The 13,901-nt window shown below is 71.0% G+C and carries 13 protein-coding genes; 8 read left to right on the plus strand and 5 right to left on the minus strand.

Going from position 1 to position 13,901, the window contains the following annotated elements; genetic code table 11:
* Window positions 1-14 precede the first annotated feature (14 nt).
* Window positions 15-659, plus strand: coding sequence for a pyridoxamine 5'-phosphate oxidase family protein (locus tag ACGFNV_RS38030; protein ID WP_393629063.1), 645 nt, complete (start codon window positions 15-17; stop codon window positions 657-659).
* A 48-nt stretch (window positions 660-707) separates the two neighbouring features.
* Here ACGFNV_RS38030 and ACGFNV_RS38035 read toward each other — a convergent pair whose 3' ends face one another.
* Window positions 708-1,568, minus strand: coding sequence for an oxygenase MpaB family protein (locus tag ACGFNV_RS38035; RefSeq protein WP_393629065.1), 861 nt, complete (start codon window positions 1,566-1,568; stop codon window positions 708-710).
* A gap of 309 nt (window positions 1,569-1,877) precedes the next feature.
* On the opposite strand from ACGFNV_RS38035, the gene ACGFNV_RS38040 reads away from it, so the two are divergent.
* Window positions 1,878-2,312 (plus strand): NAD(P)-dependent oxidoreductase, encoded by a 435-nt coding sequence (locus tag ACGFNV_RS38040; protein WP_393629067.1) that lies wholly within the window; start codon window positions 1,878-1,880, stop codon window positions 2,310-2,312.
* A gap of 31 nt (window positions 2,313-2,343) precedes the next feature.
* Here ACGFNV_RS38040 and ACGFNV_RS38045 read toward each other — a convergent pair whose 3' ends face one another.
* Complete coding sequence (locus tag ACGFNV_RS38045; protein WP_393629069.1) at window positions 2,344-3,594, minus strand: SGNH/GDSL hydrolase family protein; 1,251 nt, start codon at window positions 3,592-3,594, stop codon at window positions 2,344-2,346.
* Between the two features lie 360 nt (window positions 3,595-3,954).
* Between ACGFNV_RS38045 and ACGFNV_RS38050 the strand changes: the two genes are divergently transcribed.
* Window positions 3,955-4,620 (plus strand): hypothetical protein, encoded by a 666-nt coding sequence (locus ACGFNV_RS38050; RefSeq protein WP_393629071.1) that lies wholly within the window; start codon window positions 3,955-3,957, stop codon window positions 4,618-4,620.
* An 85-nt stretch (window positions 4,621-4,705) separates the two neighbouring features.
* On the opposite strand, the gene ACGFNV_RS38055 is transcribed toward ACGFNV_RS38050, so the two are convergent.
* The gene (locus tag ACGFNV_RS38055; protein ID WP_393629314.1) at window positions 4,706-5,155 is read right to left on the minus strand and encodes a flavin reductase family protein; all 450 of its coding nucleotides are present in this window, start codon (window positions 5,153-5,155) and stop codon (window positions 4,706-4,708) included.
* A gap of 361 nt (window positions 5,156-5,516) precedes the next feature.
* On the opposite strand from ACGFNV_RS38055, the gene ACGFNV_RS38060 reads away from it, so the two are divergent.
* Complete coding sequence (locus ACGFNV_RS38060; RefSeq protein WP_393629073.1) at window positions 5,517-6,332, plus strand: SAM-dependent methyltransferase; 816 nt, start codon at window positions 5,517-5,519, stop codon at window positions 6,330-6,332.
* A 77-nt stretch (window positions 6,333-6,409) separates the two neighbouring features.
* On the opposite strand, the gene ACGFNV_RS38065 is transcribed toward ACGFNV_RS38060, so the two are convergent.
* Window positions 6,410-7,369, minus strand: a complete 960-nt coding sequence (locus tag ACGFNV_RS38065) for a GNAT family N-acetyltransferase (protein ID WP_393629075.1) — start codon at window positions 7,367-7,369, stop codon at window positions 6,410-6,412.
* 63 nt (window positions 7,370-7,432) lie between these two features.
* Between ACGFNV_RS38065 and ACGFNV_RS38070 the strand changes: the two genes are divergently transcribed.
* The 4 genes from ACGFNV_RS38070 (at window position 7,433) to ACGFNV_RS38085 (ending at window position 10,420) form a co-directional block, all read left to right on the plus strand.
* Window positions 7,433-8,059 (plus strand): TetR/AcrR family transcriptional regulator, encoded by a 627-nt coding sequence (locus tag ACGFNV_RS38070; RefSeq protein WP_393629077.1) that lies wholly within the window; start codon window positions 7,433-7,435, stop codon window positions 8,057-8,059.
* 110 nt (window positions 8,060-8,169) lie between these two features.
* On the plus strand, window positions 8,170-8,700 hold the full coding sequence (locus ACGFNV_RS38075) for a hypothetical protein (protein ID WP_393629079.1): 531 nt from the start codon (window positions 8,170-8,172) through the stop codon (window positions 8,698-8,700).
* A 377-nt stretch (window positions 8,701-9,077) separates the two neighbouring features.
* Complete coding sequence (locus tag ACGFNV_RS38080; protein WP_393629081.1) at window positions 9,078-9,800, plus strand: carbonic anhydrase; 723 nt, start codon at window positions 9,078-9,080, stop codon at window positions 9,798-9,800.
* A gap of 86 nt (window positions 9,801-9,886) precedes the next feature.
* Window positions 9,887-10,420 (plus strand): hypothetical protein, encoded by a 534-nt coding sequence (locus tag ACGFNV_RS38085; protein ID WP_393629083.1) that lies wholly within the window; start codon window positions 9,887-9,889, stop codon window positions 10,418-10,420.
* Between the two features lie 38 nt (window positions 10,421-10,458).
* Here the strand turns inward: ACGFNV_RS38085 and ACGFNV_RS38090 are convergent, their stop codons facing one another.
* Entirely contained in the window at window positions 10,459-13,665 is a 3,207-nt protein-coding gene (locus ACGFNV_RS38090; protein WP_393629084.1) for a BTAD domain-containing putative transcriptional regulator, read from the minus strand.
* Window positions 13,666-13,901: the final 236 nt, after the last annotated feature.

Raw genomic sequence — 13,901 nt, forward strand, 5'->3', positions numbered from 1 at the left:
CCAGGAGAACGCACGTGACCTTCCCCCCGCAGCCCTTCGGTTCAGCAGGTGAACACCGCCTGCAACAGCAACTGGGCACCGCCGACCGTGCCGCCCGTTTCTACGACCAACAGGTCCGCCCCTGTCTCACGCTTGAGATGCGGGACTTCATCGGCCGCCAGGCCATGGTCTTCCTGGCCACCGCCGACGCGCACGGAGAATGTGATGCCAGCTTCCGCGCCGGGCCGCCGGGATTCGTCCACGTGATCGACGATCATACGCTCGCATACCCCGAATTCCGCGGGAACGGTGTGCTCGCCAGCGCCGGCAACATGACGGAGAACCCGCACCTCGGCATGCTCTTCCTGGACTTCACGCACCACCACGTGGGGCTCCACGTGAACGGCACGGCCCAGCTGTACACCGACGCGGGCCTGCGCTCCGTCCATCCCGGCCTGCCCACCGATGTCGCGCCTGGGCGCAGCCCCGAGATGTGGGTCCAGGTGAGCGTCGAGGAGGCCTACATCCACTGCTCCAAGTACATACCCCACCTGGAGCCGGCTCCCCGACCCAGCGGCCAGGACGCCGCGCGCCCCAAGGACGCGAACTATTTCACCGGCTCCGACCCGGCGCCCGGCAGCCTCCCGCAGCCGAGCCGGTCAGGGCCGGCCTCGTCCTGATCGCGTCGGCCTCGAAGCTCGGCATCGGTCCCCCCGGGCCGGTGCGGGTCAGTCCGTGCTCGGCCGCGGTTGCGGGGTCATGGCCCAGCGGATGGTCCTGGTCAGTGCGTGGCCCGCGGGGCGTACGGCGATGTCTTCGACGACGGGGAGGCGGGGCAGCCAGAGCATGACCCGGGCCCAGGGCGGGAGCAGGGCGACGGCGTTCGCGGCCAGTCCGGCGTAGAGCGGTCGTGCCGCGAGGGGCAGTGGAGGGCGGAGCAGCAGGAAGCGGGCGGCGGCGCGGGCCTCGGGGGTGGCCCGCAGCTCGGGCCGGTAGGCGGCGAGGCGTTCGGACAGCTCACGGCGGTCCCGGGGTGGGTCGAGCACCCCCAGGGCCTCGGCGACGCGGGCGGTGTCGGCGACGTAGGCGTCGTAGCCGGCGGTGTCCAGCGGGTCGGCCCCGTAGCGCTGGTGGGCGCGCAGGAAACTGTCCGTCTCGGCCGCGTGCACCCAGCCGAGAAGGTGCGGGTCGGCCGCGTGGTACGGCAGCCCCTCGGCCGTCGTGCCGCGGATCCGCTCGTGGATGCCCCGGACGTGGTCGACGGCCTGCTGGGCGTCCGCAGCGGTGCCGTACGTCGTCACGGCCAGGAAGGTGCTGGTTCGCTGCAGTCGGCCCCAGGGGTCGCCGCGGTAACCGGAGTGCCCGGCCACCGCCGCCATGGCGAGCGGGTGCAGGGACTGCAGCAGCAGTGCGCTCAGCCCGCCGATGAACATCGAGGCATCGCCGTGGACGGTGCGGATCGGGCGGTCCGGTCCGAACCAGCGCGGGCCAGGGGTGTGGTGGATGCGGACACGTGTCGCCGGGCCGCCGGGGCCGGCGACACGGCGGAACAGAGCTTGGCCAAGCTGTTCGCGGACTACGGTCAGCACGGTCGGCCTCCCCTGTTTGACCTCCTGCGCGAGCGGATCCACCAGGTTTTCGAAAACTTGTGGCATTGATCCGAAATCGTGTCCACCCTACGCCCGAGCGTCCGCCCGCACGCCTCCCCGACCTCCCCCACCTCAGGCTTCCGTCTGTTCCGCTCAACGTTGAGGCGGCTCCGATGGCCGCTTTTGACCACGACACGTCTTCGCCGCACCTCGCCTGCCTGCTGGTTTGCGAGGACCGTGGGGAACGAGGCACCTGCCCGAGCCTCGTCGCACCATCCCGAGGAAACCCCCACCGAAAGGAGACACCCGATGAACAGGATCGTCGTGTTCGGAGCTGCCGGGAAGGCCGGCTCCCGCGTCGTCGTCGAGGCCGCCGGACGCGGCCACCAGGTCACCGCGATCGCCCGTGACGTCGATGCGCTGACGGCCCTCCCCGAGGGGGTCCGCGCGATCGCCGGCGACGTCACCGACCCACGGACGGTCGCCGCCGTCGCCGACGACGCCGACGCGCTGGTGCTGACCGTCGGGGGCCCGGACCCCGCCCTGTACACCGACGCCGTTGCAACTGCCGCTGCGGCCGTCCGCGCCCTGGGCCCGGCCGGCCCGCGCGTCATCCACATGGGCGGCGGCGCCAGCGGAGACGACGGCGAGGCCCGCATCTCCTACGAGGACTACGCCGCCGCCCTCGTCGACGAGATCGACGAGCCGCGACACCTCAACCGCCGCTTCACTGTCGGCTGCTGAGCCACCGCCACCGGCACGCTTCCTCCACTCCTCAGAGGGCGTCGAGGTCCATGGCGGAGGCGATGGCGTGGAAGCCTGCTTCGTTCGGGTGCAGGCCGTCCTGGAAGACGTAGCCGGGGCGTGGCAGGGCGGGATCGACGGGGTTGGCGAGGGCGCGGTCGACGTCGAGGACGGCGTCGTACGCGCCGCTGGTGCGAATCCAGTGGTTGACGGAGGTCCGCACCTTCTCGCCCTGTTCGCTGTAGACGGGGAAGAGGGCGCCCTTCATGGGCAGGATGGTGGCGCCGACGGCCTTGACGCCGTGGGCGTGGGCCGCACGGATCAGTTGTTTGTGGGCCTCGATGATCTGACCTGCGGTCACCGCGGGCGCGGAACCCATGCAGGGGTCGCCCATCTGAGGGGCACCGATGTCGTTGGCGCCCAGATGAATGATCACGGTGCGCACGCCGGGCCGGCCCAGTACGTCGCGTGGGAAGCGGTCGGTGGCCTTGTCCCCGTAGCAGGGCGAGTCGTTGAGGATCCGGTTTCCGCCGATGCCGGCGTTGACCACGTCCAGCGGGCGGCGGGCGGCGACGAGGCGTTCGGCGAGTTTGTCCGTGAAGCGGTTGTCGGCGCCGGGCGTGGCGCCGGTCCCGTCGATGAGTGAGTCGCCGAAGGCGACCACGGTGCCGCGCCGTGGGGAGGCAGCGCCGGACACCTCGACCCCGGTCAGGAAGTACCAGGCGTTCGTGGATTCCTTGAACGGGTCGCCCGCCACATCGGACAGGTGGCGTCCGGCGGCTCGGTACGAGGTGGCGGTGGTGAACCGGTGGAAGGAGGCCGGGCCGGTGCGGTCGGCGAAGTAGAGGGTGACGGTCAGCTTCTCCAACGGGGAGGTGCTGAGGCTCCCGGCATCGCTCACGAGCTCGCGCCCGGGGGCGATGGTGGTGCTCTGGCGGCCGCCGAAGGTCAGCTCGCGTGCTGTGCCCGGCCAGACCTGCGCGTCCCCTGCCGACCGGGCGACGGTCGCGGCGGTGATCCGCAGCGGCGTGGTGCCGTAGGCGTTGGACAGCCGGATCCGCAACGCGGAGCCGCCGGTTGCGAAGCGGACCACTTGGCGTACGGACTGGTCGGCGAAGCCCTGCCGCGACCAGTTGGGGCCCCAGTCCTCGCTGCCCGCGACGGGCTGCTGCACGGCCGTGCCCCATGCTCCGGTCCACACCGGCCCCGTCCGCTCGGCGGTGGGTTGCTTCTGCCGGGTGTCCTCGTGTGCGACGGCGGACACCGCAGATACGACTGCCACGGAGACAGCCAGCGTGGTGAGCAGCGCCGTGGTGGCCGCGATTGGGCCTCGCCGTCCGGTCTTCTTCCACGGTCGCGGCCTTGCCGGATTCATCAGGGATCTCCTCGGTGAAATGAGTGATGAGGAGATTCCAGCGCCCTTCGAGCCCAAGATCACCGGGGCTGTCCCCCGAATCCGTCTTCGGGTTTGCCCTACCCGGTCACCGTGGGCCGGACCGGGTGCCGCTTCGCTGCGAGCCCGGCCCGACCGAACAGCCCGGAAGGGAATGCCGGACGAGCTGACCGCGGTCGACGGCGGGTCAAACGAGGTGAGGGGGCTGTTCGGTTGCCGTTAGGCTGCCCGCGGAGGTCGCCGGTGGGAATGTCGCTGTTGTACGAGGTCCTGGAACCGCTGCCGGACGCGGAGAGCGCTCTGCGTCGCGCACGTGAGCTTCTGGAAGAGTTCGCCGACTGGGTGGACGATCCGGAACCCCCCGAGATCGGCTCGGTCATCACGGCGGAGCAATACGCCCACGCGATCAGGTTCTTCCGCGAGGGCTACTTCCAGACACACGACGGTTTTCGATTTCCGGAGACGGGCCTGGAGGACTTCTGGACGCGGCTGCACGCGCTGGGCGTGCCGCGCGGCGAGAGTCCGTACGAGGTCCAGGTGGAGCTGACACCCGAACTCGCGGGGCTCTGGCCGCTTCCGGCGGAGATATGCCTGCAACCCTTGCGGGAAGCCTGGCCGCCCCTCGTGCTCTCCGACCTGGACACCTGCAGGGAGGCCGACATCGACGCCCTGGTCGCGGACGTCGGCCCGCTGTCCTTCGACGTGAACTGGTATGCCGCGCTGCACGGACTGCCCTCCAGCAAGCTGTGCGGTGTCCAGCTGTGCCTCAACAGTGTCTGGACCTCCCAATCCGCCGAGCCGGCGCAGGGCACTCACGGTGTCTACCTCTCCATCGGGACCAAGAACCGGGACGTGCAGGAGGAGTGGCTCGCGGCCACCGGCCTGGCTCTCGGCGAGGCACTACTGGGCTGGTAGCCGGTGGCGGTCGGCCCGTTCCGCTCGAGTCCGGCGGCGCGGGAACGACCCCGGCGGGGCGAGCGGTTCACGCCTCCGCGGCGGTTCAGTCCACCGGGTGGCCGGGGTCGATCGTGAGGGTGTCCGCGAGGCGCAGGAGTGGTTGTCCTTCGGACTTCTCCCGCTCGCCGCACTGCACCGGGTCCAGGACGAAGCCGACGTGATCGCCCCCGTCGATCCGCTGCTCGATCGTGCCGATGAACCACGCGGCCGCCTCCTGCAGGACGACCGCCCCGCCGTACCCCACTGTCCAGGGGGTGTGCGCGAACTTGTCCACCCGGTCACCGCTCACGCCCCCGAACAGGGCCGCGAGCTCGAACTGTTGCGGTGTCAACAGGTGTACGGCGAGAAGGTCGGCGGCAGCGGCCACTTCGTAGGTCCGGTTCACTTTCGACAGCCACACCACGAACCGCACCGGTCGCATGGAGCACTGCGATGCGAACCCCACCAGGCAGCCCGCCCGCTCGTCGCCCGCCGCAGCGGTCACGACGCACATGTCGGGGTTCAGCCGGTCGGTGAAGGCGTTGATCTCCGGCACGTTCGTGTTCCTCCAGCGGTGCGGTGTCCGTCCTTGCAGGCGGTGTATCCCGGGAGACCATGGTCACGCCCGACACCCCGCACTTCCAAGCGGGCAACGCCGACCGCACCGTCGGTCTCCTCCCCCGTCCGACCGACGCCTTCACCCGTCTTCAGCCGCACCGCCGTGACCTGTCACGCAGCACGCTGGACGACCCCGGCGGTCACGAAATCGCCGCTCTAATCCGACAGAAGCGTGAACTGGTGTACGTACCCGGGTCGTTGGGGCGTAAGTTGTGCATTGAACTATCGACGCCTCGGCTGAAAGACGGACGCGACTCATGACCGACCACGCGAGCACGCCAGGACCAGCGGTGCATCAGAAGATCGACACGTCGGTGCCGCACTCGGCCCGGATCTGGAACTACTGGCTGGGCGGGAAGGACAACTACCCCGTCGACGAGGAGGCCGGCGACGCGTACACCGCGGTCTTCCCCGGCATCGTCACCATCGCCCGCAGCAGCCGCGCCTTCCTGCGCCGCAACATCACGTACCTGGTCGCCGAGGCGGGCATCCGGCAGTTCCTGGACGTCGGTACGGGGCTGCCGACCGCCGACAACACCCATGAGGTCGCGCAGCGGATCGCCCCGGAGACCCGGATCGTCTACGTCGACAACGACCCGATGGTCCTGGCACACGCCCGCGCCCTGCTCTACTCGACGCCCCAGGGCGCGACGGCCTACGTCGACGCCAACGTCCTGGACACGGACCGCATCCTCAAGGCCGCGGCCGAGACGCTGGACTTCAGCCGTCCCACCGCCCTCATCCTGAGCAACATCCTGGGGCACGTCGCCGACCGTGAGCAGGCCCGTTCCATCGTGACGCGGCTGATGGACGCGCTGCCGTCCGGCAGTTACCTGTCCATCAACGACGGTTCCCGGGGCATCGACCCGGTCTTCGAGCGGGCGCAGGACGCCTACAACGAGAGCGGCGCGGTCCCCTACAACCTGCGTACCGTCGACGAGATCACCGCGTTCTTCGACGGCCTGGAGCTGCTGGAGCCGGGAGTGGTGTCGGTTCCCTTCTGGCGTCCGGACCCCGACTCCCCCGCCCCGGAACTCGTCGCCGAGCACGGCGGTCTCGCGCGTAAGGCGTAAGGCGTAAACCGTAAGCCGTAAGCCGTAAGCCGTAAGAAGAGCGCCTCCTCGGAGTCGAGGTGGCGCTCTTGTCGTGTCTACACGTCGTCCCAGGCCATCGAGCTCATCCTCCAGCCGGCCGGCGTACGGACGAACTGGGTGGTCTTGTGGCCGGAGCTCTCGAACCACTCACCGTCGAGGTAGCCCGACTTGCGGTACTCGCTGAACCGGTGCGCGATCGACCCGAAGACCTCGGTGCGGTCGGCGACCTCCCATTCGGAGAACTCCGTGAGTGTGCCGTCGGTGAGGATCTTCTCGCGGGGCTCGATGAACGCCTCCAGGTCGTAGACCACGGGGTCGGACCCGAGGTTCTTGATGATCATTCCTTGCGGGATGAACACCTCCCGGATGATGTCGACGTTCGGCCGACTGCCGCCTGTGTTGGTGAAGGCGCTGAAGAAGGCTCGCGTGAGGCGGTCGAGTTCGGCGCGGGTGTCGGGCGCGGGTGTCTCCCGCTCGGCTGACCACTCCTCGTCGAGGACGGACCAGATCTCGCTGTCGTGGCGGACACCCTGGTACGGATAGCGTCGACGCAGTACGCCGTCGCGCGTCATCCCGAGTCGGCGGGCGACCTCGGCGCTGCGGGTGTTGCCCGCCGCGACCCACCATTCGACGCGGCTCATCCCGCGTTCCTCGAAGGCCCAGGTGATCAACGCCCGGCAGGCCCGGGTCACCAGCCCGCGGCCCTCCCCGGCCGCCTCCAGCCAGCAGCCGATCTCGCACACGCCGGAGGCGCCGTCGAAGCGGGTGAACATCACGCCGCCGACCAGTGTGCCGTCCAGCCAGATCCCGTAGATCCGTGCCGTGTCGGCGGCCTGGTTGTCGGCGTAGCGCTGGAGGACGGCGGTGGCGGAGTCGAGGTCGGTGCTGAGGGTCGCCCAGGGTATCCACGGGTCCACGTTGGGGCGGGCGCGGTCGATGTGGGCGAGGAACTCCCGCGCATGCCAGGGCTCCAGGGGGCGGAGCTGAGCGGTGTCGCCGAGCGGCAGTGTGAACACGGATACCTCGATCCCTGCGATGTGGAAGGTACGTAACAAGCGTTCGGTATGTAAGGTAGCAGCATGCCACCCGCTCCTGGAGACCGTGACGCCCGCCGCGAGGACGTGTCCGAGGCGGTGTGGCAGGTACTGGCCGAGAAGGGGTTCGGCGGGCTGACCCTGCGCGCCGTGGCCTCCGCGATGGGCGTCTCGACCGGGATGCTCATGCACTACTTCCCGACCAAGCGGGCCCTGATCGCGCACGCCCTGGACCTGCTGGAGAGGCGCACCGCGGAGCGTCCCCGCCGTGAGCGTCCGGCCGAGGGGCTCGCCACCGTGCGCGCCATGCTGCTCGACATCCTGCCGCTGACGGCCGACGACACCGCCCGTAACCGCATCTGGGTCAGCTCCTGGGATCTGGCCCTCGCCGACGACGGGCTGGCCGCGGAACAGGCCGACCGCTACACCCGGTTGCGGGCGGCGATCCGCCCACACCTCGAAGCCGCGCGGGGCCTGGGCGAGCTGCCCGACGCCGCCGATCCGGAGCAACTCGCCGCAGGCGCCGTCGCGTTCGTCCACGGGCTCGTCGTCCAGGCGCTCTTCGACCCCGGCCGGTTCCCGGAGGACGTACAGACCGCCCTGCTCGACGACTTCCTGGCCTCGATCGCGGCGGTCCGTGACGTCCCCACCGCGCGGCGTACAACCCTCTGAGGGCCCCACGGGTCTCACCACACGTCCGAAAGGTTCCGGGACATCCGGAATCACCGCTTCGAGCGAAGTGTCCCGGCAGGGACCGACGACCATCAGGGGGAACCGACCACATGCGTTACCTGAAGACCGCCGCAGCCGCGCTCACCTGCGCCTTCGTACTCGTCCCGGCCGGCATCGCCTCCGCCGGGTCCGGGCCGGCTCCCGCGCCGGGTGCCCGCACCGCGCCGTCGGCCGCGTCCACCGCGCCGTCCGCGGCGGGGAATCCGGCGAGCACCCGGGCGCAGGCCGCGGGGGTGTGCGCGGACGCGTACCAGATCGGCAGCACCGGGTACGTCAAGCGCAACGGCACGACCATCGCGTCCGTCAAGCAGTTCTACTCGCCGTCCTGCGCCAAGAACTACGGCTACGTCTGGGTCTGGGACAGCTTCCGCGACACCGCCGGGGACTACGACGTGACCGCCGCCGTCTACAGCGCTTCGCAGGACGAGGTCCTGGGCAAGCGGTCCTGGACCAACACCACCGTCCAGGAGTTCTGGTCGAACGGCACCAGCACGGTCGCGGAGTGCACGGCCGGGGTGGGCACCGTGCGCCGGGCCGGTGACCCGGCACCCGTGGGGGGCTACTCCAGCACGCGCTGCTGAGCCCGCGCTGACGACGGCGGCACGGCGCGGGGGTCGTATCCCGCCCGTGTCGCCGTCGTCCCCCGTCCCGTCGCCGTTCGTCCCCCGTCCCGTCGCCGTCGTCCCCCGTCCCGTCGTCGGCGTCCCTCGGGCATGGATCATGCCGCGATGGGGCGACCGCCACCGTGACCGTGGTCGGCCCCGGAGCGCGTGCCCTGCGCCCTGTGACTCGCGCGAGGGTCAAGGGAGGTACTGGAGAGAACCAAGAAGTGGGCAATGCATGATCTTGGATTCGCCATGCTTTCCCATCGTTCGGCAACGCGAAGTCCTGGGCATGCGCTCGGACATACGTTCCTCTCCGTGAACTCTGACGTCACCCCCACAGATCCGTCGGCCCTGTGCCGACCGCATCCACTGCCACGCCCCGGCGAGCCCTCCTGCGGGCCGGGCTGACCGGCGCCACGGCCGTCGGCGCCGGCATCTCCCTGGGCGCGGCTCCCGCCTCCGCCGCCACCCCTGCCCGACCGCAGCACCGGCCCAGCACCCCGGCAGAGGCTCTGCGGGAGCTGGCCGCGGGCAACCGGCGCTGGCGCACCTACCGGGAGAGGCACCCGGACGAAGCACCCGCGATACGAACCGCCCTGACGTCCGGTCAGCATCCGTTCGCAGTGGTGCTCGGCTGCGTGGACTCCCGTGTTCCTCCGGAGCTCGTCTTCGACCAGGGTCTGGGTGACCTTCTCACCGTGCGCAGCGCCGGCGAGGTCCTGGACGAGGCCGTCATCGGCAGCGTCGCCTACGGGGTGCTCGAACTCGGTATACCGCTGGTGCTGGTGCTCGGGCACCAGTCGTGCGGTGCCGTGAAGGCGGCGGTCGAGGCGGACGCGTCCGGCGGGCGGCTGCCCGCCCACATCCAGTACCTGGCCGACCAGATACGCCCCTCGATCGACCGTACGAAGGAGGGCGCCGCGCGCGTCGACGCGACCATCGACGCCAACGTACGGGCCGTCCGTTCCCGGCTCGCCGCGGAGCCCGATCTCGCGGCGAAGGTGGCGAGCGGTCAACTCCTCGTCGCAGGCGCCCGCTACGAGCTGACCAGCCAGCTCGTCCACTCCGTCGTCTGACCCTCCGATCCTGGCGCGCGGGCAGCACGGCCCGCGCGCCCCGCACTACGAACGCACTGTCGGTGCCTGCCGTTAGAGTGCCGCGCATGTCGCTGATCAGCTCCATCCGCAGCCACGACGATGTCGTCGCCTTCCTCTCCTGGCCGGGCGATTTCGACCTCGACCGAGGTGACCACCTTGAGGAGGTGCATCTCGCGTCCGGGGCCGTGCTGGAGGGGTTCGCGGGTGACGGGGCAGGGGGGACCTTCTTCTTCTGCGGGGAGGGCGGCGAGGAACGTCCCGTCCTGTACGCGGACTCCGAAGGGGGCGCGGCGCTCGTCGCCATCGGCCTGCCCGAGTTGCTGAGGCTTCTTCTGACAGCACCTTGGTGGCACAGCTTCCAGGACTTCACGGTGGAGGAGAGCCGGGAACTCGCCGCGGTATACCTGGAGGACATGCCCGACCTCGCGGCCCGGCAGGAGCGGGCCGCCGCTGCCCTCGGCCTGGAACTGCCGGGCGAGGCCGTGGTGTTGGCCCGTCTGCGTGAGGTCGTCACCGGAGCCGGCGAGGACTACGTCCTCATCTTCACGCCGGAGGGCGAGCCCTACGAGCCGCTCTTCACGGATGTCCGCCACGGATGACTCCACGTATGACTCCGGCCCTTTGGGGCCCACGGGACCTACGAAGCCTCCAGTGCCTCGCGGCTGCCGAGTTCGCGGAAGATGCGCAGTGCCTCCTGACGTAGGTCCCGTCCTGTTGACGTGTCTCCCCTGGCCAGTTGGACGGAGCCCAGGTCCCGGAGGGTGCGGGCACGCCACAGGGGCAGGTCCAGCTTTTCCCACAGGGCGAGGGCCTGTCGCAGGGTCTCGGTCGCGGGTTCCCAGTCGGAGGCGGCGAGGTGCCATTCGCCGAGGGTGCGCAGGACGAGGGCCTCTCCGAACATGTCCTGGCGCTCGCGGGTGATCTCCAGGCACTGGTCCAGGCGCCGCCGGGCCTCGGGCATACGGCCCTGGCGGAACTCGACCTTGGCCAGGGACTGGTTCGCGTACATGATGCCGAAGGCGTCGCCCGTCTCCTCGAAGATGCCGAGGGACTGCCGCAGCAGGGCCTCCGCGCTCGGCAGGTCGCCCCGCGCCCGGTGGCACAGGCCGAGGGAGCGCAGGGCGAGTGCCTGACCGTGCCGGTCGTGTGCGGTCACGAACAGCCGGTGTGAGCGGGTCAGCGCGTCCCACGCCTCCTCGTGGCGGCCCTGGTCCCGGTACACACAGCCGATGCCGTACAGGACGTGGGCCATGGCGGCGGTGTCCTCCGGCTCCCGGTAGTGCTCGAGCGCCGAGGTCAGCAGGGTCAGGGCTTCGGCGAAGCGGGCCTGTTCGCGGCGGGCGGCGCCCATGCCGGCCAGGGCGTCCGCGCGGCCGCGGCGTACGTCCTGCTCCTCGAACAGGCGCAGTGCCGCAGCGAAGAAGGCGTGTCCCTCGTCGAAGCGGTCCTGTTCCAGGCGGAGTTGGCCGAGCCCGTTGAGCAGCCAGGCCTCGCCCTCCACGTCCCCGCCGCGGCGCACGGCTTCCAGGGCCACGTCGTGCGAGCGGGACCAGGCGTCGAACTGGTTGTAGAGCGCGGCGGAGGCGGCCATGAGGGCGGCGGCCAGCTCGCGCGCGGCGTCGAGCATCCCGTGTTCCGCGCAGTGGGTGACCGCGGCGAGCAGGCACCGCTGTTCGGCCGCGAACCACGCGGTCGGATCGTCGGCGGGCCCCTTCCCGTCGTACGCCGGTCGTGTCGGTTCGCCCGCCTGTCGCTTCGGCTCGTTCGTCGTGGTGGGCGAGAGGAGTCTCGACGCGCCGCCCGGGCTGTGGGCCGCCGCACTGCGGGACATGGTCAGCCAGCGGTCCACCAGGCGCAGTATCGCCGCCTCCCTGTCCTGCCGGTCCTCGTCGGCCAGACAGCGTTCGCGGGCGTACTCGCGCGCGAGGTCGTGGATGCGGTAGCGCGTACTGCCCGTCTCGTCGGTGCGCACGACCTCCACGAAGTGACAGTCGACGAGTTGTTCGACCGCGTCCTCCGCGTCGTCGGCGCTCACGTCGAGGAGTGGTGCGGCGACCCACGCGGCGAAGTCGGGCAGGTCCATCAGGGCCAGGCGCCGCAACGCGCGCTGCTCCTGGGCGTCGAGGTCGGCGTAGCCGAGCCCGAGGCTGGCGCGCACCTCCAGGTCGCCGGCCTGGAGTTCGTCCAGGCGGCGGCGTTCGTCGCGCAGCCGTGCCGCGAGCCGCGACGGTGTCCAGTGGGGGCGGGCGGCGAGGCGGGCGCCGGCGACGCGGACGGCGAGGGGCAGGCGTCCGCACAGCGCGACGATCTCGGAGGCCTGGCCGGGTTCCGTGCCGGGCCGTGCCGGGCCGGCCACGCGGGCCAGCAGGTCCAGGGCCTCCGCCTCGGAGGGGACGCCCAGATCGAGGTGGGCGGCGCCTTCGAGTGCGACCAGTCGGCGGCGACCGGTGATCAGCACGGCCGAGCCGCCGCCCGGGGGCAGCAGGGGGCGCAGCAGCGCTTCGCTCACGGCGTTGTCGAGGATGAGCAGGACCCTGCGCCGTGCGATGTGCGTGCGGTAGAGCCCGAGGAGGTCCTCCTCGTCGTGGGTCGGGGTGTCGGAGTCCACGCCGAGGGCGCGCAGCAGCCGGGCGAGGGCGTCCGCGGTGCGTACGGGTTCGGAGTCCGAGGCCCGCAGGTCGACGAAGAGCTGTCCGTCGGGGAAGAGCGCGGCGGTGCGGTGGCCCACGTGGACGGCCAGGGCGGTCTTGCCGGTGCCCGACCGGCCGGAGATGACGCCGATGGGCGGCGCGGTGCGCCGCGGGTCCCGCACCTGCTCGAGGAGGGCGGTCGCCCAGGCGATCTGTTCCTCGCGTCCGACGAAGTCGGCGACGTCGGGCGGGAGTTGGGTCGGCGCCGGGCGGTCCGTGTCGTCGTAGGGCGGTTCGGGACGGTGCTGTCGCGGGTGAGGGAGCGTGGTGTTCTCGCTCCGCACGCTCGCGGGGCCCGGTCGTTCCGTGGGTGCGGGGCCCGCGGGCGTGGGTGTGGTCCCGCGGCGGGCCGGGGTTTCCCCCAGCACGGTCGTGTCCGCGCGGAGCAGGGCCTGGTGCAGGGTGCGCAGTTCCTGACCGGGGTCGATGCCCAGCTCGGAACGCAGGAGGCGGCGGCCCTCCTCGTAGCAGCGCAGCGCGTCGGCCACCCGGCCGGTGCGGAACAGCGCGGTCATCAGCTGGCCGCGTGGGCGCTCACGCAGGGGGTGGGCGGCGACGTGGGCGACGAGTTCGGCGACCAGGTCCGTCCGCCGGTCCAGGGCCAGTTCGGCGGTGAAGCGGTACTCCTGTGCCTCCAGGCGGAGTTCCGCCAGGCGCATGGCCTCGACACGGGCGAAGGACTGGCCGAGGCCTTCCAGGGCGTCCTGCCCGCGCCACAGCCGGGACGCCGCCTGCAGGATGTCGACGGCTTCCTCGGCCCGCCCGGCGAGCGCCGCTGCGCGGCCGGCGGCGAACGCGTCCTCGAAGCGCCGCGCGTCCACGGCGGAGGGGGGCAGTTCCGCGACGTACCCCGGGGAGCGGGTGCGGATGGCCTCGCCGCCCGCCGTGCCGGCCAGCGCGCGGCGCAGTCCCGAGACGTGCGTGGCGACGAGGGCCCGCGCGGTGGCGGGTGGCTCCTCCTCCCAGACCAGGTCGACCAGCCGCTCGGCGGAGAGCACCTCACCGAGATGGACGACCATGGCGGCGAGTATCGCCGTCGGTTTGGCACCGTTCAGCGGAATCCGAGTACCGCCGCTCGACACTTCGACCGGCCCCAGAAGACGAACGTCCACCGTGTCCCCCGATTTCACGTTCCCGCAAGTCAGGGACAACATACCGGCGCCCACTGACGGGCATGCCTCCAACCGGTCCGCCCTTTTTTCACGGCGGACCGGTGTGGATGGCGCGTGGCCGGAATTCGATGGGTGTCCGGTGAGATTTCCTCTCAATCCGACGAAAGGACTGTCCGAGTTCATCTCGTGGACGGAAGTGACCCGCTTGTCGTATGAGCGCCGGGAACGTTGTGCGGGTCGGACGCATACGACCGGCGTGCCGAGGCCGTCATTCGGGC

Origin of the sequence: Streptomyces sp. NPDC048751, from assembly GCF_043198595.1 — a bacterium.
Taxonomy (GTDB): domain Bacteria; phylum Actinomycetota; class Actinomycetes; order Streptomycetales; family Streptomycetaceae; genus Streptomyces.

Coding starts and splice junctions, on each gene's coding strand:
- ACGFNV_RS38040 (WP_393629067.1), top strand. CDS start 1,878: ATGAACAGGATCGTCGTGTTCGGAGCTGCCGGGAAGGCCGGCTCCCGC.
- ACGFNV_RS38050 (WP_393629071.1), top strand. CDS start 3,955: ATGTCGCTGTTGTACGAGGTCCTGGAACCGCTGCCGGACGCGGAGAGC.
- ACGFNV_RS38055 (WP_393629314.1), bottom strand. CDS start 5,155: ATGTGCGTCGTGACCGCTGCGGCGGGCGACGAGCGGGCGGGCTGCCTG.
- ACGFNV_RS38060 (WP_393629073.1), top strand. CDS start 5,517: ATGACCGACCACGCGAGCACGCCAGGACCAGCGGTGCATCAGAAGATC.
- ACGFNV_RS38070 (WP_393629077.1), top strand. CDS start 7,433: ATGCCACCCGCTCCTGGAGACCGTGACGCCCGCCGCGAGGACGTGTCC.
- ACGFNV_RS38075 (WP_393629079.1), top strand. CDS start 8,170: ATGCGTTACCTGAAGACCGCCGCAGCCGCGCTCACCTGCGCCTTCGTA.
- ACGFNV_RS38085 (WP_393629083.1), top strand. CDS start 9,887: ATGTCGCTGATCAGCTCCATCCGCAGCCACGACGATGTCGTCGCCTTC.
- ACGFNV_RS38090 (WP_393629084.1), bottom strand. CDS start 13,665: ATGTTGTCCCTGACTTGCGGGAACGTGAAATCGGGGGACACGGTGGAC.